Origin of the sequence: Pseudomonas sp. GL-RE-29 (assembly GCF_019947275.1) — a bacterium.
Classification (GTDB): Bacteria; Pseudomonadota; Gammaproteobacteria; order Pseudomonadales; family Pseudomonadaceae; genus Aquipseudomonas; species Aquipseudomonas fluorescens_A.
The window spans coordinates 1-26,135 of sequence record NZ_JAGYGD010000018.1; the positions used below are offsets into that span (position 1 = coordinate 1).

Below are 26,135 nucleotides of genomic sequence, written 5' to 3' on the forward strand. Positions count from 1 at the left end.
ACAACGCGGCAATGGCGGCTTGTCGATCTCCAATCTGGAAACCTTTTTATGAGTCCTATCTGGCCAGAGGCCTGGCAAAAACCCAAGCCCTGGTCATCCTCGCGCGCAAGCTGTGCCGGGTGGCATTTGCTCTCATGAAAAACCAGAGCGAATACCAGCCGAATTTAAGGCTGCAGGGTTCCCCTGCAACATAGAATCTCCCACAGGGTACTCACTGATCCTGTGGGAGCGAGCCTGCTCACGATTGGGTCTGTGATTCAGCGCTGATCGAATGTCAGACGCGGAAGTGGCTCACCATCTGCTGCAATTGACCACCCAATCGCGCCAGTTCAACGCTGGACTTGGCGGTCTCATCGCTCGCCGCAGCCGTCTGTTCCGACACGTCGCGTACGTTGATGATGCTGCGGCTGATCTCCTCGGCGACGGCGCTTTGTTGTTCGGCGGCAGCGGCGATTTGCTGGTTCATCGACTGGATGTTGGACACCGTGCGAGTGATGTTTTCCAGTGAGGCGCCAGCCTGACGGGTCAGGGCCACGCTGCTGTCGGTCAGGGCGCGGCTGTTGTTCATCACGTTCGCCACTTGCTGGGTGCCGTTCTGCAGGCCGGCCACCAAGGCTTCGATTTCCTCGGTGGATTTTTGCGTACGCTGTGCCAGGCCACGGACTTCGTCGGCGACCACGGCAAAACCGCGCCCGGCTTCACCGGCACGGGCCGCTTCAATGGCGGCGTTGAGCGCCAGCAGGTTGGTCTGTTCGGCCACAGCCTTGATCACGTCCATGACGCTGCCGATCTTGTCGCTTTCCTGTTGCAGCACGCCCATGGCTTCGGTGGAACGCACCACTTCGCTGGCCAGACGCTCGATCTGGGCGATGGCTTCGCCGACCACTTTGTCACCTTCGCGCGCTTCACCATCGGCAGCGGCTGCCGCTTGCGAAGCTTGCTCGGCATTGCGCGCGACTTCCTGCACGGTGGCGGTCATCTCGTGCATGGCGGTGGCGACCTGATCGGTCTCGACTTTCTGGCTGTTGACCCCGGCGCTGGTCTGCTCGGTCACGGCCGACAGTTCTTCGGCGGCGCTGGCGATCTGGGTGACACCGTCGCGGATGCCGCTGATCAAGTCGCGCAGGGTCACGCCCATGCGGGCGATGCCTTGCTGCAATACGCCGAGTTCGTCGCGGCGCGTCACCTGGACGTCTTGGGACAAGTCGCCGCTGGCGATGCGATCGACCACGGCCAGGGTGTCGCGCAGCGGGCCGGTAATCTGCCGGGTAATGATCACGGCAGCGATGACGCCCACCAGCAACGCCAGCAACGTGCTGAACAGTTGCAAGGTGCGGGCGCTGGCGCTTTCGGCGTCACGGCGGTCGAGCTGGATCTGATACAGCGCGTCGCTCAGGCTGACAATGGCGGCGCCCTGGTCGGTCATCTCCTTGCGCGCTTGCACCACATCACTGTTCGCGACTTTGTAGGCCTGCAAGGCACTGCGGTAATTGCTCAGTGCACTTTCCAGTTCACGCAAGGCGTCCGGCTGAACGTCAGCGAGTTGCACGTTGAGTGATTTCAGGCTGGCGATGGCGGCGTCCAGTTGTGCGACGGCTTTTTGCTCGGTTTCGGCGTTGGTGGTGGCGGTGTAGCCGCGCACTTCGTAGCGGGCCAGCAGGAACGCTTCCTTGGCGGCGGTGATGGCCTGGAATTGGTCGAAACGCTGATCGCTCGGCGGCAGTTGTTGCACGCGGGTGTTGATCGCGTTGATCAGGCTATTGGCGGTTTCCGCGTTGGCACCCATGACGTCACGCGCATTGTTGCCGGCGCGGTAGGCGCCACGCATTTTGTTCAGCGACGTCTTGTAGGCGTCGATGACGGTGCCTTGTTCTTTGAGCAGCTTGAGGTTTTCCGGGCTCTTGAATTTCACCAGCAAGGCTTGCTGCTGAGCGGAAAAGGCTTCAAGGGTGGTCTGCACGTTCTGTGCAGTGGCTTCGTCGCCGTTGGTCAGCATGTATTGCAGGCGGACTACGCGCAGTTTGGTCAGGCCGGCGTTGAGCTGAGTGATGTCGCTCATCCAGTTGCTGCGATCAATCAGGCCGCCGAGGCTGGTCCAGCCGGTCAGGGCGAGGACGCAGGTCAGGGCCAGGACCAGGCCAAACCCCAGGCCCAGTTTCAGGTTCACGCTGATGTTGCCGAACCAGCTATTCATCAAAATTCCTCCAGGAACGTGGTGCTTCTTTATCGTCGGTTGGCTGGAAGATTGTTGTTTTTGGGAGCCAGCAAGGTTGTGTCGCAGGTCTGTATCGGCAGCCTTTGCGAGAGCTGAAAGGTTTTTGTGCGGGGATCGCAATCCGTAGGAGCTGGCGCAGGCTGCGATCTTTTGATGCCCTTAAGCTTTTTTTCACATGGGTTTCACCGCCAGCCGACGCTCGTCTCTCTACCCTCGCGGCATCAAATGAAGTGGTGCATGCCGGCGAGGCGGCTTGATGTGGAATTGAGACTGAGTCTGTTCGGCGTAAAACGCTCGATCGATCTGAGCCGTTTTGCTCCCTGGCGCAATGCGGCGGTGATTCTGGCCTCGGCGCTGCTGGCGGTGCCGTTGACGGTGTTTCTGCTGCGGCCGGCCGCTGTACCGGACCTGGCCCATGGCAACGTGGCCGGTGCGCGGGCGTTGCAGGCGGGTTGGGCCAATGGCGACATGATCGTGCTGGTGCGCCACGTCGAACGTTGCGACCACTCCCGAGCCGCTTGCCTGAGTGGCAACGACGGGATTACCGATCGTTCGCGCAGTGTCGCGGTGAGTGTCGGTGCGCAGTTCGAGCAGTTGGGGCTGGGCAAGGCTGATATCTACAACAGCCCGTTGATCCGAACCGCCCAGACCGCGGGCTACATGTTCAACAAGGTCGGCGTGGGTGAGGAATGGCTGATCAACTGCAAAGGCACCATGTTGCGCGATGCGCTGACGCACAAGATTGCCGGGCGCAACCTGATCCTGGTGACCCACAGCGAATGCATGGCGCAACTGGAGAAAGACCTCAAGTTGCCAAGCTCCACCCTCGGCTATGGCGCCTCGCTGTTTATCTCCGCTGAAACGCCACAGAAGCCACGCATGCTTGGCTTCATCGAAGCTTCGGACTGGCGCTCGGTGACCACCGAATGAATTCACACTCCAGATCAGGACGCACAATGCGCCGCTATCGTTTTTACTGGATGAACTTCGGTATTCCACTGGCCTGCGCGGTCGTGGTGTTCCTGATGTTCGACCTGACCACCATCGACATCGCCTTCAATGATCTTTTTTATGACCCGGTGACGCAGACGTTCCCGCTGGACCATGTGCACCTGTTCGAAAAGATCACCCATAAATGGGCGCGGATCATCCCGAACTGGACCGGCGAGATAGCGATCATCGGTGCCTTGTTGTCGTTTCTCTGGCCTCGGCTGAAGGCTGAAAAGCATTCGAAAATCATCGCGTTCCTGGAAAAAATCAAAATCGCCCCGGTGCTGCGATTTGCCAACAAACACCGTCGGGATTTCCTCTACGTGGTGTTCGCGTTTTCCATCAGCACCGGCGTCATTCACTACCTCAAGGGCCACACCAGCGTGTATTGCCCGATCGAAACCACTCAATACGGCGGCAAGATCGAGCACAAGGAGTGGTACCAGAATTTCGATCTGCTGAAGGTCGCCGGCGACGGTCGCTGCTGGCCAGGTGGGCATGCTTCGGGTGGTTTCACTATGCTCGCGTTGTACTTCGTCGCGCGACGTTATCGCTGGCGTTATGCCAAGGCGCTGATGTACGGCTCGCTGGCGCTCGGTTTCATCTATGGCACGACACGGGTGGTGCAAGGCTGGCACTACATGTCCCACACGTTCTGGGCCGGGATCTTCGTCTGGCTCGCCTGTTTGCTGACGGCGCTGGCGTTTTACGGGCGAGCGCGACTGGAAATGCCGGTGCTGCAAAAGCATGAAGAAGTTTCGGGAAACCTGCAGGCGAAAAAAAGCCCGCGGGAGGGCGGGCAAACCGTAGTTTCTTGAATGAGCGAGGGAAATGTACCGGTTGTTGTGCCGGGGTGCAGTGAAGAAAAGTTCATGTGCGGCCCGATGTACGGCGTGCTCGGCCTCCGAACGCGCGCGCTTCGACCTTTGCGGCGAGCCTGCTGGAAATCATTTTTTGTTGCGCCGCCATGATTACCACGTCTATGTGGCGGGTGGGTTTGCTGCAGTCCAGTACGTCAGCGAATACGTTGAAACGCAGGGTTTTCACTTCCCGACCCGGCGCCGGGCCTACCTGCGGGCGGAGGATTCGCAGCCGCTGGGTGAACGCTTGATGGTGTCGATTGATTTGAGCGGGTTTCGATTGAGCTGAGATGTGCGGGGGGGATGTGGTGAGAAAACACGGGCAACAAAAAAGCCGTAAAGCTTGAGCTTTACGGCTTTTTTGAGTCTTCCCGGGAAGACGAATTGGTGGGCCGGGGTAAGTTGAATTGATCTTTTAATACATTGTTCCATATACGGTTTTCCATTTTCATTTTTTGGTAGGAATACCGGTTGGAATACCATATAGAGATAAGTCTATGCTTGAATAGGGGGATGGCTTGCCGCTCTGGCCTCAAGTGAAAAGCTCACCAACGTATCGTTCCCGGAGCAACGTCCTCTTGATTATCTCTCAAAATAGCCGGACAAGGGTTGGGGCCAACGAGTCTTTGCTCTATCCGCGAGTAGACTTGGAAATTTCCCCGAGTCAAAATCCTCAGTCTTTCCATCTATACAGGGATGAATGAATTGCGATCTCTCCAGGGGTTTATTGAAGTAGGACAGGACGCGGCTGCCGTGATCGAGAAGGAAAATACCGATGTCTTAGGAGTATTCACTGGAGGCGTCCAAACCTGCATGGTTTTCAGCTTTGAGTGCAAGCGCGGATTGGTGGTTGTTCATGATTCGGGGCAATTGAAGCTTGAGGATGTGGCGGGCGTAGTCCAAAGCCAAGGGCTCTGCCGCCGGCTCACTACTTACTGCAAGCAAGATACGGAAGATGGCCATATTCCTCGGCTTAGGCAACTGATTCGGATTTTGAGAGTTAAGGATAAAAACATCCAGCCCTACATGATCCCTCATGCATTCGAGCTAGCAATCTCCGTGTCGGGAAATGGCGAGGTAGGAATTTGTGGCCAATTTGAAGGCTACCAAGCCTTACCTGATAAGCCTGTTCGCCATTCCATTACCGAACTGAACAATTTTTTTCTCGCCAAAAATTCGCAGTCTTTACGCTTGGACATTCAATATGCCGGCGGTAGGTATAGGAAGATCCGTCCTTTGGACAAAACTGTTAATCAAATGCTTGCAGTCGTACGCAACCAGCCCGATTTCTTTTTCAACAATCTTGCACTGCTTCATGCTGCAAATCAGGTAGGTGTTTTATCCCTTCCTGAAGGGGTGGCGCAGCTCGTGGATGATCATGGCTTGCAAATGTACCGAAGCAGTGTCGTGGAGGCACATCGACAGGATTTCCAACGCGAGCTTTTTGACGGTTACCTCGAAAGCAGGAAAAACCAGGGGGCGTCGGCTTAAGACTAGGCGCTGACTGAAATTCTCCACAAGGCGACTGCCACTGAGCGCTAGGTCCCAATCAGGATGCGCACACATCAAGCCCTTGGTCGCGTAGAGAGTTTGTCATTCGGCCATTGTTCGGTGGCGCCTGCCCTGATCTTAGGGGGGGCGACTACCTCCCAAAGCGCAAGACCGGCCAAATGCACCAAGTAGTGGGGCATTGATTAATGCGCAGCGCGCGCAGATTTGGTCACTGGAGGCTCAGGACAACATATTTTATGTAGCTGTTTGGGGGGGACGATAGCTGCTATCTGATCTTAATTAAGTAATCATCAATTCTTTGTTTGGTCACGGCTATTATAGACTCTACTGCTTCAGAAACATTTAATGAATTTGCTTTCCGTAGATGGATAAAAAATTCACCTTGTGAGTGTTTTAAGTCCATGCTGTGGATAAAGTTCCTTGTTTCGGATAAGGCTAGGAGTGCTGTGGCAGAGTTCCAACGCTGCATTCCATGAGCGAGCTCAGATTTATTTCTCCAGGTTACAATGTCTTTTATGGCAGAAGGTACCGGCTCAGGACATAACGCAAGTAAACCTGATACGCCTTGAACTGTTTTTGAATCATGCGTGTAGTACACGGCTCCTTTGTGATTTAAGTATAATTTGTTGCTAGCTGATAATACTCCAATAAGGTAGCACTCAATGCATCGGATGCAGTGATGCAAAGATAAGTTCGAGCTGCCTTCCCTATTTGATAATGAGGTTGCCAGGGCTAAGTGAAGGCTAGACTGCCAGACTAAAACTTTTCGATATAAAACTAGGTCTGAGGCTGAGTTGTTAAATACATCTGCGGCTAAACTTCCGTCAGCTAAGTGCTCTAGTGAGTGCCTAAGCTCACCATATGCTATTGACTTAGATGAATGAAGATTTCGTGCGTACTTTATAGCGTCTTTTATTGTCGACGATATGATGTGAGAGCTTGACTGTGCTACTAATGGTACCGAGCATGAGCCTATGTCGGTGCGAAGTGCTTCAAATCGGAAAATTGCGCCAAGTGCTATCATTCCTTCTCTGATGATCTCTGAGATATTAGAGACGGTAAAGTCATCTATCGATGCCTTTAGATGTTTCGTAGACTGAACAAACCAATCAAAATTGATTTGTCGCAGCTGGATCTCTGGCGCACTAAGCTGTGAAACTATATTGGTCAAGCTCCATGGTTTTATCATGGTTAGGTTTGTGCTTTCGAATTGAAATCGATATGTATTTATTAAGGGTTTGTCTATGTTAAGTAATATTGCAATGCAGGCAAGATCTAGATTGGAAATCGCACACTCGGAAATGTAGGTGCATGTAGGTGCGATGTCGAGAGCGATCAACTCAAGAAAAAACTCTTTCCCTGTTTTTTCTGACGATGAAATTATCAGTGTTAGTGACTTGGGTTTAATAGTATCTAAGCGATAGGATAGCTCAAGCGCCACTTCATCGAGTGGCGCTCCTAGTGCTAATGAGACTTCAAGAAGAGTCACTATTCACCTTCTATTTCAACGGACGAATCAATGGCAATTCCGTACTCGTAGTCAAAGGCGCTTCTAAAATCTGCAATCGCAACCTGCACATCTCGGTTGACATGCTTGGCAACTGCTTTGAGAAAGTCATTGCTCACTTCATCTTGAGGTATTTGCTTATGGCGTACTGCTTGGAGTTGTCTGTTGTGTTCTTCTTCTAAACTTATAAGTAGTGCGCGCTCTTCATCATCAAGCGTTGCAAATTCGACTCGATATGTTTTCATGAAGTACCGTTGACGGGCGTCATGGTATTGGTTCATAAATAATCCGGCGCGTTCACATCCTAAACGGTGTAGCCGGTCACGCAGTTTTTCAGAGTCAGCGGGCGATACTGATATTGCAAAATCGGATGCGATGGCGTCTGTTGCAAAAAGAGTCAATATACAATTGGAAATAGCTGTTTTGGAGTCTTCCGTTGGTTTTATATTGATTGCCTCCCAGACGGTATACTGCATATACTTTTTATGCGGTTTGAACAGTTCTCCATCTTCCCGCAATGCATGGTTCAAAATTGGAATGAAAGCTTTGGTTGCGTCTATTGGCGCGATGCCGAGATCCTTGCATCGGTCTAATACCACGCTCCAGGCTTCTAGTATCCCTCGTTGTACTATTGCATATTGCAGAAATGATACGACATTGTCTTTATTAGATGCCCGCAAAGACTCCTCAAATTCAGAGTATATATTTTTCGCTGACTCATGATACTTGTCGTCGTCGATAGGCTTATATTCAAGAATTTGAGTCAGTGCAGCTGTGTGCTGTGTCGGATTTCTTGACGAGTCTCGTTCAGTTCTCAGTTTAGCTATTTGAGTGGTAAATTGATCCGATAGTGTTTTGAATCCATCCAGGCCAAAAAAAATCTCCTCTAAACAAGGTACGAAGTGTTTTACAACTTGCGCCTCAATAATTCGTTTTTGATTTAGCGAAAAACGCTCCCACTCTACTTCACGATTGTCATCGGAATCGTTATCTTGAGGGTTAAGTTGCTCTTCAACTTCGGAAAGTGCTAGTGCGTAAGCTAATAGTATTGACTTGTTGTTTCTAACGGATCCGCCGGAGAATATTTTTGTAAGTGCTTTGTCTAGTATGCCGATACTGGTAATGGAGTAAGGGCGCTTTATGATTGTTGATTCTTTCTTGGATTTGATGTTCCACTCAATCTGGGCTAGAGACTCTTCTCCGCGGCTTTTTAGGATGCCATCACAGAACTTCCGGCAAATTATTCCGCTTATTGAAGAATCAGATAGCAGGATGTTAAAATGACCACCAACATGTTGCATGGTGGTGTTAACGTCGACGAATAAGGTTCTGAATACTGAATGAACCGTTAACACCTCTTTGTCCCCCAACAGTTCTCTATGGGCTTGAGTGCTATTTGGGGGGAATAAGATACATACAGGCACACAAACGCCTTCTAGTAACTCACTTTTTCGTTCGTAGACGTAGCGCAGTGCGGCGAGTCGGTGTTGGCCGTCTATCACTACAAGTTTTGCGCCTTGTTCATTACCTTTCGGGCTTCTGACAGAAAGTTTTACAGGGGAGCGCTGTAATGCTACTTTTTGCAGTGTTCCATTTATAAGTAAGCTAGGGGAATAACTGGTTCCACTCTCGTCGGTAAAGAAATCAAGTTTTATTTGTCTCGGCCACTCACGGGTGACACTACCCAGCGTCGTATCGACAGTAACCTGTTCGTCCGGGTAGTAGGGCTGCATCTTTCTATCTTGCACTGGTACTATTGCTACAAGGAGAGGAGGAAAGAAGACTGCTCTATCCTTGATTTCTTGGTCTGACCTTTCTGTTGGGTTGAGATAAGGCACTACATCGCGTAAGACGCGCTCGTGATCAATGTCTCTTTGCATGAGTAATTCAAAGTCTTGTCCATCCGGGTGCAGCTCTCGTGCGAAGCTCAAATCGAGTAAGTCGGCTGCTGTGAATGAAGCTTGCACATAGTCGATAGGAAAAGAGTTTCCTGATGAGAAACGGCCAAAACTTCCGATGTAACTAATATCGTAGACGTTTTCTGAGAATTTTTTCATTTTTGATCTTTATCCATTAGAGTATGGGGGTTTTATCAAAGCATGCAGTAGCGTTTCGAGCGCTCTTACTGGAGGCTTTGCATCAGCTATAGGGTGACAACCATATATTAAGTCATCCCAGCGTAGCCCTAAGCTTCTAATCCGATAGCCAAAACTGTCGCGTTCGCTACTACTATGAAAATTTGATTTATGCTGGAAGTATCGTTGATTTAAAGTTTGTTCCTTAGCCATGCCTAAATAAATTGGCGCAGGAACAGTACTCAATGACTCTAACGAATCTAGCAATATTGGGACGTCTTGAGGGTCACAGGATTCTAAAAGACGAATCGAACTACTTAATGTTACCTGGCGGGCAGTTACTACGTAGCCTTCGCTTACGCCGCTTCCTTTACCGGATTCTCGAAGTGTGCCATCGAGGGATCGAGACGCAAAAATGCTCTCCAAGCGGCCTAGGCGACGTAGCAAACTCGTTTTAGCTGTGATGAGCGTTTTTTGATCAAAAGGGTGTTTGCCGAGTAACCCTGCTTTTTGCCTGCTACCTAGGATCACAGAGAAGCTATAGATACCAGGCGAATGAGGAATGTCGATTTCATCTGAAATCGAATACCAAAGCATGCTCATGGGTTGACCAAAAAGGGTGTGGAAGTTAAATTTAGCACTGAAAACTTCCATGCCAAAAAATGACTTCCAAAAAAATGTCGATTGCTGATGGTTTCACCAGTACTTTCCCAGCTGTGAGGGGAATCCAATCAGGGCGTCCTTGCTATATCGCGATGTGCCCCATGCGCTTGATTCCTAAGATGTTTATCTTCAATGAGGAAGAGGTGCCAGCAGACCTACGTGCTCAGAGGAAGCTTAACCACTCCAGAATCCCGGAAATTGCAGCGTACCTAGTCGATAATGCACGCGATTATACGCTGTCTGCAATCACCGCCTCAATCGACGGTGTGGTTGCTTTTGAGCCCTCTGCGGATACCGGCATAGGTCAGAATATCGGCACTCTGTCAATACATATGGGTGCTCAAATTTTGATCAATGATGGTCAGCATCGCCGAGCCGCTATCGAAGAGGCAATCAAGACTAATCCCGAGATTGGTTACGATAATATACCGGTACTTTTTTTTATTGATGAGGGGCTCACTCGTAGTCAGCAGATGTTTGCTGATTTGAATAAACACGCCGTTCGTCCAAGTGATTCGATAAGCACTCTTTACGATCACCGTGATTCGATATCTGATCTCGCAAGATATATGGTAAAGAATGTCGATATATTCGAAAGAATGACAGAGATGGAGAAGTCTAGCATCTCCAACAGGAGCACCAAGCTATTTACTCTCAGTGCGATAAAAAATGCGTCTAAAACGCTTTTGCGCATCAGTAAAGGGCAGGTAGTATCCAATGATGCAAAAGAACTTGGCGTTTTGTATTGGGCAACTGTTGCAGCGCAGATGCCTGATTGGCTCTTGGCGAAGAAGAAAGAAGTTTCAACTGCTGAGTTGCGGGAGCAATATGTTCACGCGCATGCGGTAACTCTTCAAGCTTTAGGAATAATTGGTGCAGAGTTAATTGCTCGTCCGAAGGTGGAATGGGTTGCAGTTCTCTCTAAGCTTAGAGTGGTCGACTGGTCAAGATCAAATTCAGATTGGGAAGGTAGGGCATTAAGTCATGGGCGAATTAGCAAAAGCCACGTGAATGTAGCGCTTACTGCCAATTATATTAAAACTGTGTTGGGCATACCACTGTCGAACGCGGAACTTACATTAGAGGGTGGTGTTTAATATGGGAGCTGAAGAGGTCTATATATACGACTCTCACGAAGAGCTTGTGTCTTCGATGCATGCAGCTAATCGGCCGGTAGCCGACTTGGTGCGAGAGATTCAAAATATATATTTGGCGGACTCCCGGCCTTGGGTTGTAGGGTTTAGTGGCGGTAAGGACTCAACCGTTATTTTATCCTTGACATATATTGCAATTTTTTTGTTGCCCGTAGAGCAACGGACCAAGCACGTATATGTCGTGTCATCTGACACATTAGTCGAAACTCCTGTTGTTGTGGATATGATTAAGGCGTCGTTGGCGGCAATTAACGATAGTTCTTTGGCTAATTGCATGCCGATCAGTGCGCACGCCGTGATGCCAAAAATGGATAATACCTTCTGGGTCAACCTCTTAGGTAGAGGTTATCCTGCGCCAACTAGAAGTTTTAGATGGTGTACTGAACGTATGAAAATTAATCCTGTAAGTGAGTTTATTCTAGATAAGGTGGCCTCATTTGGAGAGGTTGTAGTTGTTTTGGGTTCGCGAAGCCAGGAAAGTTCATCCCGGGCACAAGTGATAGCAAAGCATAAGATAGATGGTTCTGCATTAAGTAGGCACTCGTCGCTCCCCAATGCCTATACCTATATGCCAATTGAGGCGTGGTCCTCGGATGAGGTTTGGGAGTATCTGATGAGTGCGCCGCGCCCTTGGGGCGGAAGTAATCGGGTGCTATTTGAGCTATACAAAGGTTCCAATGCAGGTGAGTGTCCACTCGTAATTGATACTAGTACTCCGTCCTGTGGTAATTCTAGATTTGGATGCTGGACTTGTACAGTTGTTACGCACGACAAGGCTATCGAGGGGCTAATTCAGTCTGGCGATTCTTGGATGCAGCCTTTGTTGGATTTTAGGAATTTGCTTCATTTTAGTTCTCTCCCTGAGAATAAAACTAAATATAGAAACCACCGGAGACGGACAGGGAAAGTGACGTTTGCAAGATCTGAAGATATAGAAAATGACGAGGAGAAGACCGCGAAGCATGTACCTGGGCCTTATCTTATGGCTTACAGGCGTGAGTGGTTGCAGCGGCTTCTCGAAATTGAGAAAAATTTAAACGATAGTGGTCACGAGATTGAGCTTATTACTCGTAGTGAGCTTCAATATATAAGGCAGCAGTGGTTGTGTGACCCTAATGAGCCAGATTGGAAGGACTCCGTTCCTAAGATTTTTTCGGATGTATATCCAAATGAAGAAATTAGCTGGATAAAGAATGATGCTGGGGCATTCACCGCTCCAGATGAGATGCTATTAGAAGAGCTTTCTTCTCCTCGGGGAGTTTCATCCTCGATGATTATGCGCCTGATAGACACAGAACTATCATATATGGGTTTGTCGAAGCGCTCAGGTATTCTGAATAAAATTCAATCTGTCCTTGATCAAGACTGGGAAGAATTGGAAGTCGTGAGTAAAAGAAAGTCTGAGCCGCGTAGCTCTACATATTACACTGATGAAGCAAATGCTATGAAAAATCTGATTGAAAGACTTACGCAATGATTATTGATGAGCTAACTCTTCAGGACTTTAGAGTCTTTCGTGGTCAGCACACTTTCGATCTAACCCCAAGGAAAGTTTCAGGGAGAGAGCGTCCAATAATTTTGTTCGGAGGGCTGAATGGCGCCGGAAAAACAACTATTCTCACTGCTCTGAAGCTAGCTATATATGGGCGTGGTGTACTTGGTAGCGTTTCGCTCACGGATTATCATCAGTATCTTTCAGCCTCGATACATAAGGTGGTTGATTGTCTAATTCAGCCATATTACTCGTCAGTTCAGATAAAATTTAGGCACGCTCATCATGGGCAGTTTAATGTATATGAGGTCAAGCGCGATTGGGCGTTGCTAGAGTCGGGGAAAGTAAAAGAGAGCTTGAGAATTGTGTGCGATGGCGACGTAAAGTCGGAATTGTCATATGAGCAGTCTCAGGCGTTTTTAAACGAGCTCATCCCTATTGGTGTGTCTGAGCTGTTCTTTTTTGATGGCGAAAAAATAAAAGAGCTTGCGGAGGAAACTACTGGCGGTTTACTCAAAGGCTCTATTGAGAAGTTGCTGGGGTTAGATGTTATTGCTCGGCTGGATTCAGATCTTTCTGTACTCGTCAGGACGAGGTCAGCAAAAGATGCGTCTAAGGAGAAGCTGTTAACTATCGAAGCTCTGGAGCTAGAGTTGGTTGCGTCGAAGGCGCTTTTGGCCGAGCGTCAGATTGATTTTCAAGCGGTTGATATTTCGTTCAAGCAGTTAAGTAAAAATATAGAAGTTCTTCAGAAAGAAATAGATGCTCGAGGTGGTGCGTGGAGCATAACAAAAAATGATGAAATAGTAGTTCTTGGTGAACTTCGCTTGAAGAAGGAATATGTAGAAGCAGCGCTTAGGGAAGTAGTTTCATCCACTTTGCCCTTGGCAATTACAAGAGATCTAGGGAGGAGCCTTCTTCTCACGCTTGATTCTGAAAGTAAGCTGAAGTTGGATATGAAGCTCGGAGGTATGATAGCTGCCAAGCGCGATGACTTTGTCAGTAAAGTAGACTCGTTTTCTAATCAGGAAGATCTGGTAGAGATTTTCGATTCTTTGTTTTCTGATTTTAATTTAAGCGAGAAAGGTTCGCTGATCCATGATTTGTCAGACACTCAGGTTGCAAGCATAAGTCAGCGGTTGGAGAGTTCAGGAAATCTTCAGTTAAAGAAGGCTGAGACGCTAATTTCCCAGTTAGATGAGATTGAAGAAAAAATTGATTCGGTAGGAGTTAATTTAAGTCGAGCTCCCGATGATGAGGTTATAAAGCCTCTTACTTCAAGGCTCCAGTCCCTTTTAATTGACCTTGGGGAGTCTAAGGCTTATCGCTCTCGGTTGGCAGGTGAGCTTCGCCAATTGGTAAGTAGTATTTTAGAGGCAAGTAGAAGGCTTGATCGTTTATATAGCGAGATTACAGAGTCTTCTAATAAAAATCGTTTGTTTGAGCTGGCGGAAAACTCCAGGCTGGTCCTGAAAGAGTTTATTAAGCGCACTTCTGAACGAAAAATTCGTGAGTTGGAAAGCCAGTTTGAGAAGGCCTTGCATAAGTTGTCTAGGAAAAACCAGAAAAGCTTATCTATAGCCATTGATGAGAAAAATTATAGCGTGATGCTTCGTGATGCATCTGGTGTTGAGATTAACAAGAATGAATTGTCTGCAGGTGAGAAGCAAATTTATGCGATTGCCTTACTTGAAGGATTGGCTAGAACATCTGGTAGAAATCTTCCTGTTATAATTGACACGCCTTTAGGGCGCCTTGATTCCTTTCATAGAAAAAACCTCGTCGACCATTATTTTCCTGAGGCCAGTCACCAGGTTATAATCTTGTCCACGGATACTGAAATTGATTCCTCTTTTTATGAGGATCTGGGTACTAGTATTTCACACACATATTATCTTAATTTTGATCACGCTTCGGGCTCAACCAAAGTTCAAGATGGGTATTTTGAGCGTGTGGGAGGCGATAATGAATTTTCCAAATAGACTTAAAGTGTCTGTCGGGGCGACCGATAAGTTAAAATATTTGAAAAGCAAGACTGGAGTCACGCCGAATATTCTTTGTCGGTTCGCCATTAGTTTGGCTCTTCGGGACTCTGTTAATGTGGACGATTCCTCAGGACTTGAGTTAAGCGGTCAGGAGTTTAATTCGTCTACGCTGTTTGGAGAGAATTCAGATATTTATTTTTGCTTAGTCTCTCAATACATTAGTGACAACGGATTGGAGTCCGACATTAGCAAAGTTATAGGGTCTCTTGTAGAGGTTGGTCTTCACAAAATGGGACATGTGAAGTCTATAAAGGAATTGGCTTTGATTGCTTGTAAATAGTATTGATTAATTGTGGCTGGCCACTTGCAGGGAATTTATTTAATTTCGGGTGGTCGGCTGCTTTAATCCAATCTCAATGGTGAGCGTACTTTATTGACTGTCTAGAGGCGCCACATTAGTACATTATCAATAATTTTCTTCAGGTTATTGTCTTTCTCAGGTGCGTAGGGCGATTGCTAAGATGGTCTTTTCTGAGTTCGGCCGAGCTGAAAACTGAACTTTTTCAACTGAATTTGCTAATTACAGTCTATCGCTACTGTCCGCTATGAGCTGGACTATGATTTTGGAGTTTGTCGACACGAAATTGTTGTTCGGGTGGTCCGAGCGAACTGAATTAATGCCAAGTCACTGGGGTCGATTACATTGATTTGACCGATATGACTTCCACAAACCTGAATTTTTTTCTGGCCAGCTTTGTAGCTTCTTGTTCTGCAAATAGGTAGCTCAGTGTATCGGCAACATGTACAACCTCGTGCATCTTGCCTTCAAACTCATTTCCCACTCGAAGGGTGACTCTCAGTCTTGGCGTAAAGGCGTTTGAGACTCTCTTTTTCTTCGCTGCGCTTACCGGTTGTACGGTCACGACATCTGCAATAGTGTCTTGCACGTGTGGGTTAATTACCGGTACATGCAACTCAGACTCCCCGAATAGCGCACGGCGCATTTCCTCTTCCGTCAATTCTGTATTCATATCATTTCTCGAGATAGGTCATGTATAACGTTACCAATTCTATCAGTGTGGCCTGAATTTGTAGTCGTTTAGTTAGACGTGAAACGATAGAGCGCTCAGACATCGGCAAGAGTTAGCGTCCGGCCTGAAGTTTTCATTTGGATGCTGAGCGTATTGGTATCCCGCGCTTGTGTTGTCGCGGCTTCACATTTACGCTTTGCCCCGTCGCGGTCAATCCCGTGGCCGGGTGTCAGAACCTGAATTGTTCGAGGCGCATAGCGCCATAGCTAGCGATTAAGTGCTTACAGAGGCTTAGCTGCTGCTTTTCTATGGCGGTCCGTGCGGGGCAGGCTTCGGCCTGGCCGGTTCCCTCGGACGCCGGTTTCTGACCCCCGTACGGTCCGCCACCTATTTCGTGTCAGAACGGCTGGGTGGACGGCTCCTTAACTGTCCGAGGAGATAAGGAAAATGCCCTGTCCCCCTTTTAAGCTCGTGCGCCGCCCTGGTCTTTGGGTTCGAACCGCAAACTATCTCGGAGGGATCCGCGATGTTTGATCTCTCGCTTCTAATCGGCCTCCCCAAACCCCACACCATCGATACTGCGTCGCTTACCCCTGAAGATGCCGCGATTAAACTACGGCAGGCTGCCACGCTTCGGCTTAATGGAGCCCAGAGTATTCTGCTTCATTTTCCGCAGGACGTTGAGCTGGCTGTGGAGCTGCTGGATGATGCTGCCGTGTTATACGACAAGGCGTTCCGGTACTTGACCGGCATCCCAGCTCAGCGCGTTCATCAACAGATCCATGAGTACTTTTCTGTCCCCTCCGCTGACGGCTGTCCCGCGATCCAAACCCCTTGGGGTGATGAGTTCGCTCCGTCGATTAAGGATGGCGTTCGGTGTGCAGAGACTTGGCTTGACGGTTCATCCTTACCGTTATGGTGGGCACTGGCGCAGAACCGAAAACGTCATCGTCCAGGCGATTTTCAGGAAGCGTTCGAGGCCGGTTTTCTGCTGCGTTTGCAGCAGACGCTGATCAACCTTCGAGAAGCTGCTGCATCCCGATCGACAAGTTTCGATGCTTGAGGCTCTAATTGACGTTTGAGATTTTGCTTTTCCCGCCAAACCCTCCGATCCTGCGATCTTTGATCGCGCCGATCGGAGGGTTCACTCGCTTTTTCTCGAAGCCAACTCGTTCCACCCTCCCATTTCAAATTTGATTAGCGCCACGTCTTCTTTTACCGGAGTAATTGACTGCGATCTCTATCGAGCGCAACGCAGTCTCAGTGTCAGAGCGGAGTTTGTCGTGGGGCTATGGTTAAAGAGGTGGCGACAGCGGCGACAGCGGCGACAACCCACGTAGAACGTGGCCTGGAGCATGGCGACAAAAGTGGCGACTGTCGCCACTTTCTGAGCGCATTGGCCGTGGCGCTTGACCGCCTTTTCGAGTGGGTATAACAATTGGCGCACGGATCGCTGTCGTTGACAGCACCAGCCCAGGTAGCCAGAACCTTCAAGGCTACGCCACTCGCGTGGTGGTTCTTCCGAAGTGCGATTAGCGTCCGGCGGCTCGCACGGTCACTCCCTAGGAGTGATGGGTGCTCACTCGACTTATCTGCCCACTGCGGCAGACGATGGACCTACCTCGCTGCGTTGCAGCAACCTCACCTTTCGGCACACTTCGCTGCGCCAGACTGCGCCCGTCTCTTTTTCCTGGAAAGAGACGGGCGCTCGTACCACTGCTGCAAGCCACGTCTTACATGGCATTGCCGCAACTCTCCTCGTGACAATCGGCCTGACAAATCTGATTCGTCGCCATCCGCATCGACACAGGCACCGGTGCCGCAGCCTTTGGAAAGGCTGCACCTGACTGACAGTCAGGCATGCCCCAGGTGTCCATGTCGTTGCCTTCTCCTGCTCAGGATCTCCAGGTGCCGAACTCGTCAGTCGGCACAGCCTCCACCCGCCCGCAGCTTCGGATGCGACTAAGGAGGCCAGATTCATGGGTTCATGCCCTCGCTCCCGGTCGTAAGGAGCCGTTCGTTCCGCGTCAGTGAACACCTCACAGGCCGCAGGGGCCTTGATCCCTGATAACACTCAACAGCCGTGGCGGGAGTACGTGAGGACAACCAGCAATCACCGAGGAGAGGGCCCATGCAGCAGTTAGATCCGAAGCTTGAACTACCACGATCCCCTCGACCGTTAATCGAGTCGAATCCCATGGCCGAGCCTTATCCAGTCCAGGCACTGGGTGGAATTCTTGGGCCTGCAGTGGAGCGCATGGCCGAGGTCATCGGCGTGCCCCAGGCACTGGCTGCGCAGTCGGTGTTGGCCGCCTCGGCGCTCGCCACCCAAGGTCATGCGGCCTTACATCTCGACGGTAGAAATTATCCCCTGTCGCTGTACCTGATCACTGTTGCCGCGTCCGGTGATCGCAAGACGGCGGCAGACCGATGTGCATTGCTGCCTGCACGGCAATGGGAGCGTGAACAGTGGCAGCGCTACCGCGAACAACTCACTCGGTACCGTGCCGCACAGCGACAGGCGCAGCGTATCAACCCTGCCGATTCCGTCCCCACAAACGGCGTACTGCTCGAAGCGGAGCCCTCTGCACCCAGGCTGATTACTACGGACCCAACTATCGAGGCGCTGATCAAAGGGCTCTGCCATGACCTGCCGAGCATGGGGTTGTTCTGCGATGAAGGAGGGCAGTTCCTCGGTAGCAGCACCATGAGTCGGGACAACCGCTTGAAAGCGGTCACGACCTTGTCGTCACTCTGGGACGGTAGCCCGATTGACCGCGCGCGCTCCATGGCAGGTGAAAGCCTGCGAGCCTATGACCGACGCGTGAGCCTGCACCTGATGTTGCAACCGTACTTGGCCATGCAGTTACTCAGTGATCCGTTGCTGCAGGGGCAAGGCATCCTCGGACGCTGCCTGATGACCTGGCCCACCAGCCTGGCTGGACAACGTAGCTATCAGGCTGTCGACTTGTCGAAAGACGCCATCCTAAAGCGATATCACCACCGCCTTTCGGCCCTGTTTCATCAGCCTTGGTCACTTTCCGCTGACGGTGCTCTGCAGCTGTCACCGCTGACCCTCAGTCCGTTGGCCCGCCGTCGCTGGATTGATCTGCATGATGCCATCGAAGCCCAGTTGGGTGAGTTTGGGGAGCTGGCCAGCGTACGGCCTAGCGGATCGAAGGCCGCCGACAACCTGCTGCGCGTCGCTGGCATCCTGGCAGTGGTGGAGAAGAGCAGCACTGTGGAAGTCGACCATATACAACGGGCCTCGGCATTAGTTGGCTACTACCTCACCGAGATCCAGCGCCTGACCGAACAGGAGCCGGTTTGCCGGGTAAAGGAAGAGGCGGACCGGCTGCTGCGCTGGCTGCAGGTCAAGGATTGGAAGCGCTTCAGTATTCGGGAGCTGAACCGCAATGGTCCCCGCTTTGCCCGTAAGAGCAGTCGTCATGCCGCCAAGCTGCTGGTCGAGCTAATTGATCATCAGTGGCTGATCACCGATGGCCATACCTTCGAGGTGCGCCATGTTCAATATTGATGAAGCGCTACGCAACCATCTGGCTCAGCGCCAAAAGGAGCCGAAAGCGCGATTTGTCGCCGCTACTGTCGCCACTTTGTCGCCACGCTCAAAGCCAGACAGAGCACGGGTTGTCGCCGGTGTCGCCGATGTCGCCACCATCCGTAAAACTATGACCTCGACGACAGCCATCATCCAATGGTTGGAAGAGGAGGGGGCGATCCTCTTCGTCATGAATAACTCGCTGTATTTTCGCCCGAGTGATTGGTCCCAGTCCGCCATCGTGAGTGCGCACTGGCAAGCCCTCTTGCATGAGCTCGCGGCAGTAGATCAGGAGCAGAAAAATGGCTCGGGTCGGTAGGCGAGCTGGGCGTAATTTTGGCTTCGGTCGCCAGCTCAGCTATGCCGGACCGCAAGCCCTGAAAGAGCTGTTTGGCGACGGCCATTTTAGTACCGTCAAAGCCCATAGCGATCGCTGGCAGGCGTTCGTGCAATGGTGTCGATCAGAGGAGGGACCCGGGCTCAACGACGCGCGACAGATCGACCGCGAGATCCTTATGCGGTACGCCTTCCATTTGCGCGAGCAGGTTGATCAGGGCAACGTCGGCATCGCCACCGCGCAGAACCGCCTGTCCAGCGTGAACCGAACGATGGCCGCGCTGCGCGGTGATCAGTACGTCAAAATCCCCAGTCCGAGCAAGGCGCTTGGCTTGCAGCGCTCAAGTGTGCGTAGTGAGGCCCCGCAAGGCCAAGACCGTGTGCAGGTCGAGTTGATCGCACAGGCGTTGTCAGAGCGAGGCCAGCAATCGAGGGTGAGTGCCATTGTGCTCCTTGCTCGGGAGACCGGCATGCGCCTGCGTGAAGCGATCTTGGCGGACTTGCCCCGGCTGAAACGTGAGGCTCGGCAACTGGGCAAGATCAATATCCAGGACGGCACCAAAGGCGGTCGATCAGGCGCATCGGCACCGCGTTGGATTGCGGTCACGGATCAAGTTCGTGGCGCCCTGGATAGAGCCAGTGAGGTCTCACCCAGTGGCAGTCGGAATTTGTTGGCGCCCGACGAAAGCTACAAAGACTTCATGCAGACAGTCGTACGACCGGCGCGGGACCTCCTGCATGAGCATGGATTAAAAGGCTTTCATGAGCTGCGGGCGGCTTACGCCTGTGAGCGCTATGAACAACTGACCGGCTTCTCCGCGCCCATCAATGGCGGTCGTGGTCATCGAGAGGATCGAGCACTCGATCAGCGTGCACGCCAGCAGATCAGCCACGAGTTGGGGCATAACCGCATCGACGTGGTGAGTGCCTACATCGGAGGTCGTCGATGAAAGCCGATTTCGATATGGCGTTGTTTCTGAGTCCGGTGCTCAAAGGTGCGCATGCCACGCGGCAGCGGCACATCAGGCAAGCAGAAAGGATGCAAGAGGTAATACGTGAGCGCTGGAGTTGCGCAACGCCCTGGTCCTGGAAGGAAAAGCACACCAGATGGTTTTTAGAGCACTGTCTGTGTTGCTCTGCGCCAGCGACCGTTTACTACTACGAATTAACAGCAGGGTTGATTCGTCGAAGATGTGAAGGCCGTTCAGCTGACTATCAGCGGGTCGATACAACCTGACATCGGGCTAATTTGAGCCTCAAAGAGGGATGTGGGTTGTCGACAAGACCTGGCGCAACCCCATGAACGAGCGAATCTGGCGAACCCCGGGCAGGTAAAGCAATTGCTCCGCGTGGAGCCGGTTGAAACTGTTGCTGTCCTTGGTTCGTATCAACATGAAGTAGTCGAATTCCCCCGTCACCACATGGCATTCCATGCAGCCGAACACCTTTTGCGCCGCTGCTTCGAAGGCTGCGAAGGATTCCGGCGTCGAGCGGTCCAGCACCACGCCGATCAAAACCACCATCCCTGCATCGAGCGCTTGATTGTCCAGCAACGCGACAATGCCCTTGATCAGGCCCGCCTGCTTGAGGCGTTCGACGCGCCTGAGGCAAGCCGGTGCACTCAGTTTCACCTTGTCGGCGAGCGCCACATTGGAGATAGAGGCGTCTCGCTGCAGGGTCTTGAGAATGGCGCGGTCGGTTCGATCCAGCGGCTGCGGAATCGGAGCTGTTTTGCTCAGGTTCTTGTGAGCATTTGTTGTGTTCATATTGATTTATACACAATAAAAGTATGTTTTATGTTGCTTGTTGGAAATTATGTTTCCTTTTTTAATGAATGTTTGCAACACATATTTTTCGATTTTTTCTTATTATTGAATTCATCGAAGCCCGCCTGAAGAGCCTGGAATGCAGCCTTTGCCTTTCGGTCTGGCGCTTGGATATCCATTAATCGAGGAGCAGAGTTATGAACCTGAATCGTTTTAAACGTTATCCGTTGACCTTCGGTCCTTCTCCCATCACGCCCTTGAAGCGCCTCAGTGAACATCTGGGTGGCAAGGTCGAGTTATATGCCAAACGTGAAGACTGCAACAGTGGCCTGGCCTTCGGCGGTAACAAGACGCGCAAACTCGAATACCTGATTCCCGAGGCACTCGAACAGGGCTGCGACACCCTGGTGTCCATCGGCGGCATCCAGTCGAACCAGACCCGTCAGGTCGCTGCCGTCGCCGCACATCTGGGTATGAAGTGCGTGCTGGTGCAGGAAAACTGGGTGAACTACTCCGATGCGGTGTATGACCGCGTTGGCAATATCGAGATGTCTCGCATCATGGGCGCGGACGTACGACTGGACGCCGCCGGGTTCGACATCGGCATCCGGCCCAGTTGGGAGAAGGCCATGAGCGATGTGGTGGAGCGGGGTGGCAAGCCGTTCCCGATACCGGCGGGTTGTTCCGAACATCCCTACGGCGGCCTCGGGTTTGTCGGGTTTGCCGAGGAAGTGCGGGAGCAGGAAAAACAACTGGGGTTCAAGTTCGACTACATCGTGGTCTGCTCCGTGACTGGCAGTACCCAGGCCGGCATGGTGGTCGGCTTCGCCGCGGACGGCCGTTCGAAGAACGTTATCGGCATTGATGCCTCGGCCAAGCCAGAGAAAACCAAGGCACAGATACTGCGTATCGCCCGGCACACCGCTGAGCTGGTGGAACTGGGCCGTGAGATCACCGAAGACGACGTGGTGCTCGATACACGCTTCGCCTACCCGGAATATGGTTTGCCCAACGAAGGTACGCTGGAAGCCATTCGTCTGTGCGGCAGCCTTGAAGGTGTGTTGACCGACCCAGTGTATGAAGGCAAATCCATGCACGGGATGATTGAAATGGTCCGCCGTGGCGAGTTCCCCGAAGGCTCGAAGGTGCTTTACGCACACCTGGGCGGGGCACCTGCGCTGAACGCCTACAGTTTCCTGTTCCGCAACGGCTGATTAACGCCAATAACCTGACGGAGCGAGTTTGCTCACGAAGCGGTGGGTTAGTCGGCATCAATGTTGAATGTCACGGCCTCATCGCCACCCGGAGCAAGCTGCTCCTACCAAGCCGCCGGGAGTACCGCCATGCTTGCGATATCGCAATCCGCAGTCTGGATCAAGGAACCTTCGGCGGATGCCGGAGTGGTCATCGTTACTAGCGCCGCGTTGCCCAAATACATGATCGACAAGCTGCACGTGGCGATAGATGACTGGGACCAGGTGGCTTATCTGGCCGTCAAGCAATCCGAGGAGTTGATGGTCGACTGGTTGCGGGTCGGGTCTGGCCCGGAGCAATCTGCTGGGAGCTGCGCGTGTTATGCCAGCCAACTGTTGCGCTCCGTCTCCCTTGGAAGTTTTTTACTGGATGTCGAAGTCGGCACGGTTCCCGGATTGACCTGGCTGGGGTCGGTGCGCGGTCACCCGTTGCGCGTCGTCGAACTGGGAACGACAGCCTCATCCACCGCAGCGATGGATCAACAGGTAGAACAAGTGCTTTCGGCGACCCGCCGTCTGGCGAAAAGCGTGCTGCAGGCGCGCGGCGTCATTTAGCCAGTGTCCGCGCCAATTTGCCTGTTGAATCAACCACCCCAAACATCAAAGGCAACGCCTATGAGCCAAGCTGCCGACTGTCGTACCAACGCCCTGAAGTGGATGCGCGAACCTTCAAATTGCACACGTATCGTGGTCATCGCATGCGGGCTTGATAGCGATCATATTGACTTGATCCATCAGGGGTTTAGCTGTTTTGACAATGTGGCACTGATCCATGTCGATGCTGTGAACACGATGCCTGGCCAGCTCGCTGAAGTGCGAGTGGTCAAGGGTGACTACTGTTTTGTCGTGCTCGGTGAACTGGATGAGCGTTTATTACACGACCTTTCCATTGGTCAGTCCTGCATCTACCCGATTGCTTCAGACGGGGCGGCCGAAAGTTCGGTCATTGCGGCGGTAGAACAGGTGAAAAGCCTCGCCCGAGTGAACCGTTCGCACCACCTTGACGCGTTACCCGACATTTGCAGGAGATGCCCATGAACCCGTCCGACATTCTTGCCCAATTGCCGGGCCAGACCACTGAAGATGCTCAAGAAGTTGCTGAATGGCGGGACGCCTTGCTGTCTGTCATCGCCCATGGCGGCGCGGCACAAGTCAAACAGATCCTCGACATGCTGGTGGCTGTGGCAAGCGCCGCGGACATCGGTTGGCGACCCAGCCATGGCACTCCCTACATCAACACGATCAGCGTTGAGCGGCAGCCTGCGTTTCCGGGTGACCTGGCGATTGAGGAGCGCCTGGCCTCGATCATGCGCTGGAATGCATTGGCCATGGTAGCCAGGGCCAATCATGCCTATGGCGAGTTGGGTGGACATATCGCCAGTTACGCCAGCGCCGCCGATTTGTTCGAAGTGGGTTTCAATCACTTTTTCAAGGCGCGCACCGAAATCTCTGGCGGAGATCTGGTGTTCTATCAGCCGCACTCGGCCCCGGGCGTTTATGCCCGAGCCTTTCTTGAAGGGCGCTTGGGTGAACAGGATCTGCTGCACTACAGACAAGAAATCGGCGCGCGCGCCAATGGCGCACGGGGTTTGTCGAGTTATCCGCACCCGTGGTTGATGCCGGACTTCTGGCAATTCCCGACCGGGTCCATGGGCATCGGTCCGATCAGCTCGATCTACCAGGCGCGTTTCATGCGTTATCTGGAGCATCGAGGCCTGCAGTCCACCACGGGCAGAACTGTCTGGGGGGTGTTTGGCGACGGTGAAATGGATGAGCCGGAAAGCATGTCGGCGCTGACCCTAGCCGCGAGAGAAGGACTGGACAATTTGGTATGGATCGTCAACTGCAACCTGCAGCGACTGGATGGGCCGGTGCGTGGCAATGCTCGCATCATCGACGAGTTGGAAGCGCTGTTCGGCGGTGCAGGCTGGAACGTCATCAAACTGGTTTGGGGTTCCGACTGGGACGGTTTGTTTGCGCGCGATGCAGATGGCGCGCTGGTCAAGGCGTTATCCAGCACCGTCGATGGCCAGTTCCAGACGTTCGCGGCAAAGGACGGGCGCTTTAACCGCGATCATTTCTTCGGCCAGAACGAGGCGTTGGCACATTTGGCCCAGGGTCTGACCGACGAGCAGATCGACCGCCTCAAACGTGGCGGTCACGACATGGTGAAGATTTTCGCCGCCTATCAAAGCGCACTGCTGGAGGGCAAGAAGCCCACGGTGATTCTGGCGCAGACCAAGAAAGGCTTTGGCATGGGCGATGCTGGGCAGGGCAAGATGACCGTGCACCAGCAGAAGAAGCTCGATAGGGAGGCGCTGATCGCATTCCGCAATCGTTTCAACCTGCCGTTGACCGATGAGCAGGCCGCCTCGTTAAGCTTCTTCAAACCCGATGAAGACAGTGCTGAAATGCGCTATCTGCATGAGCGTCGCCGTGCATTGGGTGGATACATGCCATCGCGTCCTTCGACTGCCGAGTCATTGGCTGTGCCTGACGTCAACAGCTACGGCGGGTTTGCCATCAACGCCGAAAGCAAGGAAATGTCCACCACCATGGCCTTCGTACGGATGCTCAGCGGTTTGCTGCGGGACAAGCAACTGGGGCCGCGTATCGTGCCGATCGTGGCGGATGAGGCGCGTACGTTCGGCATGGCCAGCCTGTTCAAGCAGATTGGCATTTATTCCAGCGTGGGGCAGCGATATGAGCCAGAAGACATCGGTTCGATCCTGAGCTATCGGGAAGCTCTGGATGGCCAGATTCTCGAAGAGGGCATCAGCGAGGCAGGGGCGATCAGTTCCTGGGTCGCGGCGGCGACCAGCTATTCGGTTCATGGTTTGCCGATGCTGCCGTTCTACATCTATTACTCGATGTTCGGCTTCCAGCGCATCGGCGACCTGATTTGGGCGGCGGCGGATCAACGGGCCCGCGGCTTTCTGCTCGGCGCCACCGCAGGACGCACGACATTGGGTGGCGAAGGCCTGCAGCATCAGGACGGCAACAGTCACCTGATGGCGGCGATGGTCCCCAATTGCCGTGCTTACGACCCGGCATTTGCCGGCGAATTCGCGGTGATTCTGGATCACGGCATGCGCCAGATGCTGGAGCGTCAGGTGGACGAGTTTTATTACGTCACCTTAATGAACGAGAACTACCCGCAGCCCAACCTCCCTGAAGGGGTCGAGCATGCGATTATCAAGGGCATGTATGCCTTTGCCCGGCATGAAATGGTGGATGCGCGCGGCACCGTCCAGTTGCTGGGTTCCGGCACAATCCTGCGCGAAGTGATTGCCGCCGCCGAACTGTTGGCTAGCGACTGGAACATCGACAGTCAGGTGTGGAGTGTCACCAGTTTCACCGAGCTGGCACGTGATGCCCGTGAAGTGGAGCGCTGGAATCGTCTTCATCCGGGACAACCTGCACGAGGCAGCCATGTTCAGGAATCGCTCAACGATACAGCACCGATCATAGCCTGTACCGATTACGTGCGCGCCTTGCCTCAGTTGATCGCCAGTTATCTGCAGGCCCGTTATACCGTGCTCGGTACCGATGGTTTCGGCCGCAGTGATACCCGCGAGCGGTTGCGCAGCTTTTTTGAAGTGGACCGCTACCAGATTGTGCTCAGCGCCTTGACTGCGTTGGTGCATGAAGGACGTCTGGAAGCCAGTGTTTGTGCCGAGGCCATTACCAAGTACGCCATCGAGGCTGACACAGTGGTGCCTTGGGAAGCTTGAAGC

At 52.4% G+C, this 26,135-nt stretch carries 23 protein-coding genes and 2 pseudogenes; 18 read left to right on the top strand and 7 right to left on the bottom strand.

Features of this window, described 5'->3' with window-relative positions:
- Nucleotides 1–194, top strand: a pseudogene (locus tag KGB21_RS16045) (IS110 family transposase); the annotation flags it as partial.
- An 80-nt stretch (nucleotides 195–274) separates the two neighbouring features.
- Here KGB21_RS16045 and KGB21_RS29615 read toward each other — a convergent pair.
- Complete coding sequence (locus tag KGB21_RS29615; protein WP_411741399.1) at nucleotides 275–1,138, bottom strand: methyl-accepting chemotaxis protein; 864 nt, start codon at nucleotides 1,136–1,138, stop codon at nucleotides 275–277.
- Nucleotides 1,133–2,194 (bottom strand): annotated as a pseudogene (locus KGB21_RS29620) (methyl-accepting chemotaxis protein); the annotation flags it as partial. The pseudogene KGB21_RS29620 and the gene KGB21_RS29615, both read right to left, overlap by 6 nt.
- A 279-nt stretch (nucleotides 2,195–2,473) precedes the next feature.
- Here KGB21_RS29620 and KGB21_RS16055 point away from each other — a divergent pair.
- From KGB21_RS16055 to KGB21_RS16070, 4 genes are all read left to right on the top strand, one after another.
- Complete coding sequence (locus KGB21_RS16055) at nucleotides 2,474–3,145, top strand: histidine phosphatase family protein (RefSeq protein WP_223505736.1); 672 nt, start codon at nucleotides 2,474–2,476, stop codon at nucleotides 3,143–3,145.
- 26 nt (nucleotides 3,146–3,171) lie between these two features.
- Complete coding sequence (locus tag KGB21_RS16060) at nucleotides 3,172–4,023, top strand: phosphatase PAP2 family protein (protein ID WP_223505738.1); 852 nt, start codon at nucleotides 3,172–3,174, stop codon at nucleotides 4,021–4,023.
- 13 nt (nucleotides 4,024–4,036) lie between these two features.
- Nucleotides 4,037–4,354 carry a hypothetical protein gene (locus KGB21_RS16065; protein ID WP_223505740.1) on the top strand — a complete coding sequence of 106 codons (318 nt, stop codon included), beginning with the start codon at nucleotides 4,037–4,039 and terminating at the stop codon, nucleotides 4,352–4,354.
- Nucleotides 4,355–4,818: 464 nt separating this feature from the next.
- On the top strand, nucleotides 4,819–5,556 hold the full coding sequence (locus tag KGB21_RS16070; protein ID WP_223505741.1) for a hypothetical protein: 738 nt from the start codon (nucleotides 4,819–4,821) through the stop codon (nucleotides 5,554–5,556).
- A gap of 286 nt (nucleotides 5,557–5,842) precedes the next feature.
- On the opposite strand, the gene KGB21_RS16075 is transcribed toward KGB21_RS16070, so the two are convergent.
- From KGB21_RS16075 to KGB21_RS16085, 3 genes are read right to left on the bottom strand one after another with little or no spacing between them, the layout of a single operon-like run.
- Nucleotides 5,843–7,066, bottom strand: a complete 1,224-nt coding sequence (locus KGB21_RS16075) for a hypothetical protein (protein ID WP_223505742.1) — start codon at nucleotides 7,064–7,066, stop codon at nucleotides 5,843–5,845.
- A complete protein-coding gene (locus tag KGB21_RS16080; protein ID WP_223505743.1) occupies nucleotides 7,066–9,141 on the bottom strand; it encodes a hypothetical protein in 2,076 nt (691 codons plus the stop codon). The genes KGB21_RS16075 and KGB21_RS16080 overlap by 1 nt, the downstream gene beginning before the upstream one ends.
- 9 nt (nucleotides 9,142–9,150) lie before the next feature.
- Nucleotides 9,151–9,813 carry a hypothetical protein gene (locus KGB21_RS16085; RefSeq protein WP_223505744.1) on the bottom strand — a complete coding sequence of 221 codons (663 nt, stop codon included), beginning with the start codon at nucleotides 9,811–9,813 and terminating at the stop codon, nucleotides 9,151–9,153.
- 8 nt (nucleotides 9,814–9,821) lie between these two features.
- On the opposite strand from KGB21_RS16085, the gene dndB reads away from it, so the two are divergent.
- The 4 genes from dndB to KGB21_RS16105 are packed head-to-tail and all read left to right on the top strand — an operon-like array spanning nucleotide 9,822 to nucleotide 14,793.
- A complete protein-coding gene (gene dndB, locus KGB21_RS16090; protein ID WP_223505745.1) occupies nucleotides 9,822–10,919 on the top strand; it encodes a DNA sulfur modification protein DndB in 1,098 nt (365 codons plus the stop codon).
- Between the two features lies 1 nt (nucleotide 10,920).
- Nucleotides 10,921–12,453: a DNA phosphorothioation system sulfurtransferase DndC gene (dndC, locus tag KGB21_RS16095; RefSeq protein ID WP_223505746.1), complete on the top strand. Its 1,533-nt coding sequence runs from the start codon at nucleotides 10,921–10,923 to the stop codon at nucleotides 12,451–12,453.
- Nucleotides 12,450–14,450, top strand: coding sequence for a DNA sulfur modification protein DndD (gene dndD / locus KGB21_RS16100; RefSeq protein ID WP_223505748.1), 2,001 nt, complete (start codon nucleotides 12,450–12,452; stop codon nucleotides 14,448–14,450). The genes dndC and dndD overlap by 4 nt, the downstream gene beginning before the upstream one ends.
- Nucleotides 14,434–14,793, top strand: coding sequence for a DndE family protein (locus tag KGB21_RS16105; protein ID WP_223505750.1), 360 nt, complete (start codon nucleotides 14,434–14,436; stop codon nucleotides 14,791–14,793). Before dndD ends, KGB21_RS16105 begins: the two co-directional genes overlap by 17 nt.
- A 358-nt stretch (nucleotides 14,794–15,151) precedes the next feature.
- Here KGB21_RS16105 and KGB21_RS16110 read toward each other — a convergent pair whose 3' ends face one another.
- Nucleotides 15,152–15,484, bottom strand: a complete 333-nt coding sequence (locus KGB21_RS16110) for a hypothetical protein (RefSeq protein ID WP_223505752.1) — start codon at nucleotides 15,482–15,484, stop codon at nucleotides 15,152–15,154.
- Nucleotides 15,485–16,010: 526 nt separating this feature from the next.
- On the opposite strand from KGB21_RS16110, the gene KGB21_RS16115 reads away from it, so the two are divergent.
- From KGB21_RS16115 to KGB21_RS16135, 5 genes are all read left to right on the top strand, one after another.
- Nucleotides 16,011–16,547: a LasR-specific antiactivator QslA gene (locus tag KGB21_RS16115; RefSeq protein WP_223505754.1), complete on the top strand. Its 537-nt coding sequence runs from the start codon at nucleotides 16,011–16,013 to the stop codon at nucleotides 16,545–16,547.
- Nucleotides 16,548–17,615: 1,068 nt separating this feature from the next.
- Nucleotides 17,616–19,022 (top strand): YfjI family protein, encoded by a 1,407-nt coding sequence (locus tag KGB21_RS16120; RefSeq protein WP_223505756.1) that lies wholly within the window; start codon nucleotides 17,616–17,618, stop codon nucleotides 19,020–19,022.
- On the top strand, nucleotides 19,009–19,362 hold the full coding sequence (locus KGB21_RS16125; protein WP_223505757.1) for a hypothetical protein: 354 nt from the start codon (nucleotides 19,009–19,011) through the stop codon (nucleotides 19,360–19,362). Before KGB21_RS16120 ends, KGB21_RS16125 begins: the two co-directional genes overlap by 14 nt.
- Nucleotides 19,346–20,329 (top strand): integrase domain-containing protein, encoded by a 984-nt coding sequence (locus KGB21_RS16130; protein ID WP_223505759.1) that lies wholly within the window; start codon nucleotides 19,346–19,348, stop codon nucleotides 20,327–20,329. Before KGB21_RS16125 ends, KGB21_RS16130 begins: the two co-directional genes overlap by 17 nt.
- Entirely contained in the window at nucleotides 20,326–20,616 is a 291-nt protein-coding gene (locus KGB21_RS16135) for a hypothetical protein (protein ID WP_223505761.1), read from the top strand. The genes KGB21_RS16130 and KGB21_RS16135 overlap by 4 nt, the downstream gene beginning before the upstream one ends.
- Nucleotides 20,617–20,635: 19 nt before the next feature.
- On the opposite strand, the gene KGB21_RS16140 is transcribed toward KGB21_RS16135, so the two are convergent.
- Nucleotides 20,636–21,145, bottom strand: coding sequence for an Lrp/AsnC family transcriptional regulator (locus tag KGB21_RS16140; protein WP_223505763.1), 510 nt, complete (start codon nucleotides 21,143–21,145; stop codon nucleotides 20,636–20,638).
- A 197-nt stretch (nucleotides 21,146–21,342) separates the two neighbouring features.
- On the opposite strand from KGB21_RS16140, the gene KGB21_RS16145 reads away from it, so the two are divergent.
- The 4 genes from KGB21_RS16145 (at nucleotide 21,343) to mdeB (ending at nucleotide 26,132) form a co-directional block, all read left to right on the top strand.
- A complete protein-coding gene (locus tag KGB21_RS16145) occupies nucleotides 21,343–22,359 on the top strand; it encodes a 1-aminocyclopropane-1-carboxylate deaminase (protein WP_223505765.1) in 1,017 nt (338 codons plus the stop codon).
- 129 nt (nucleotides 22,360–22,488) lie between these two features.
- The gene (locus KGB21_RS16150; RefSeq protein ID WP_223505768.1) at nucleotides 22,489–22,953 is read left to right on the top strand and encodes a transketolase; all 465 of its coding nucleotides are present in this window, start codon (nucleotides 22,489–22,491) and stop codon (nucleotides 22,951–22,953) included.
- 60 nt (nucleotides 22,954–23,013) lie between these two features.
- Nucleotides 23,014–23,436: a hypothetical protein gene (locus KGB21_RS16155; protein ID WP_223505769.1), complete on the top strand. Its 423-nt coding sequence runs from the start codon at nucleotides 23,014–23,016 to the stop codon at nucleotides 23,434–23,436.
- Entirely contained in the window at nucleotides 23,433–26,132 is a 2,700-nt protein-coding gene (gene mdeB, locus KGB21_RS16160) for an alpha-ketoglutarate dehydrogenase (protein WP_223505770.1), read from the top strand. Before KGB21_RS16155 ends, mdeB begins: the two co-directional genes overlap by 4 nt.
- Nucleotides 26,133–26,135 lie beyond the last annotated feature (3 nt).

What these genes read in the sequence shown, in the direction of transcription:
- KGB21_RS29615 (WP_411741399.1), bottom strand. Translation starts at nt 1,138, where the DNA reads ATGGGCGTGACCCTGCGCGACTTGATCAGCGGCATCCGCGACGGTGTC.
- KGB21_RS16060 (WP_223505738.1), top strand. Translation starts at nt 3,172, where the DNA reads ATGCGCCGCTATCGTTTTTACTGGATGAACTTCGGTATTCCACTGGCC.
- KGB21_RS16065 (WP_223505740.1), top strand. Translation starts at nt 4,037, where the DNA reads ATGTACCGGTTGTTGTGCCGGGGTGCAGTGAAGAAAAGTTCATGTGCG.
- KGB21_RS16080 (WP_223505743.1), bottom strand. Translation starts at nt 9,141, where the DNA reads ATGAAAAAATTCTCAGAAAACGTCTACGATATTAGTTACATCGGAAGT.
- KGB21_RS16085 (WP_223505744.1), bottom strand. Translation starts at nt 9,813, where the DNA reads ATGGAAGTTTTCAGTGCTAAATTTAACTTCCACACCCTTTTTGGTCAA.
- dndB (WP_223505745.1), top strand. Translation starts at nt 9,822, where the DNA reads ATGACTTCCAAAAAAATGTCGATTGCTGATGGTTTCACCAGTACTTTC.
- dndC (WP_223505746.1), top strand. Translation starts at nt 10,921, where the DNA reads ATGGGAGCTGAAGAGGTCTATATATACGACTCTCACGAAGAGCTTGTG.
- dndD (WP_223505748.1), top strand. Translation starts at nt 12,450, where the DNA reads ATGATTATTGATGAGCTAACTCTTCAGGACTTTAGAGTCTTTCGTGGT.
- KGB21_RS16105 (WP_223505750.1), top strand. Translation starts at nt 14,434, where the DNA reads ATGAATTTTCCAAATAGACTTAAAGTGTCTGTCGGGGCGACCGATAAG.
- KGB21_RS16110 (WP_223505752.1), bottom strand. Translation starts at nt 15,484, where the DNA reads ATGAATACAGAATTGACGGAAGAGGAAATGCGCCGTGCGCTATTCGGG.
- KGB21_RS16115 (WP_223505754.1), top strand. Translation starts at nt 16,011, where the DNA reads ATGTTTGATCTCTCGCTTCTAATCGGCCTCCCCAAACCCCACACCATC.
- KGB21_RS16120 (WP_223505756.1), top strand. Translation starts at nt 17,616, where the DNA reads ATGCAGCAGTTAGATCCGAAGCTTGAACTACCACGATCCCCTCGACCG.
- KGB21_RS16125 (WP_223505757.1), top strand. Translation starts at nt 19,009, where the DNA reads ATGTTCAATATTGATGAAGCGCTACGCAACCATCTGGCTCAGCGCCAA.
- KGB21_RS16130 (WP_223505759.1), top strand. Translation starts at nt 19,346, where the DNA reads ATGGCTCGGGTCGGTAGGCGAGCTGGGCGTAATTTTGGCTTCGGTCGC.
- KGB21_RS16135 (WP_223505761.1), top strand. Translation starts at nt 20,326, where the DNA reads ATGAAAGCCGATTTCGATATGGCGTTGTTTCTGAGTCCGGTGCTCAAA.
- KGB21_RS16140 (WP_223505763.1), bottom strand. Translation starts at nt 21,145, where the DNA reads ATGAACACAACAAATGCTCACAAGAACCTGAGCAAAACAGCTCCGATT.
- KGB21_RS16145 (WP_223505765.1), top strand. Translation starts at nt 21,343, where the DNA reads ATGAACCTGAATCGTTTTAAACGTTATCCGTTGACCTTCGGTCCTTCT.
- KGB21_RS16150 (WP_223505768.1), top strand. Translation starts at nt 22,489, where the DNA reads ATGCTTGCGATATCGCAATCCGCAGTCTGGATCAAGGAACCTTCGGCG.
- KGB21_RS16155 (WP_223505769.1), top strand. Translation starts at nt 23,014, where the DNA reads ATGAGCCAAGCTGCCGACTGTCGTACCAACGCCCTGAAGTGGATGCGC.
- mdeB (WP_223505770.1), top strand. Translation starts at nt 23,433, where the DNA reads ATGAACCCGTCCGACATTCTTGCCCAATTGCCGGGCCAGACCACTGAA.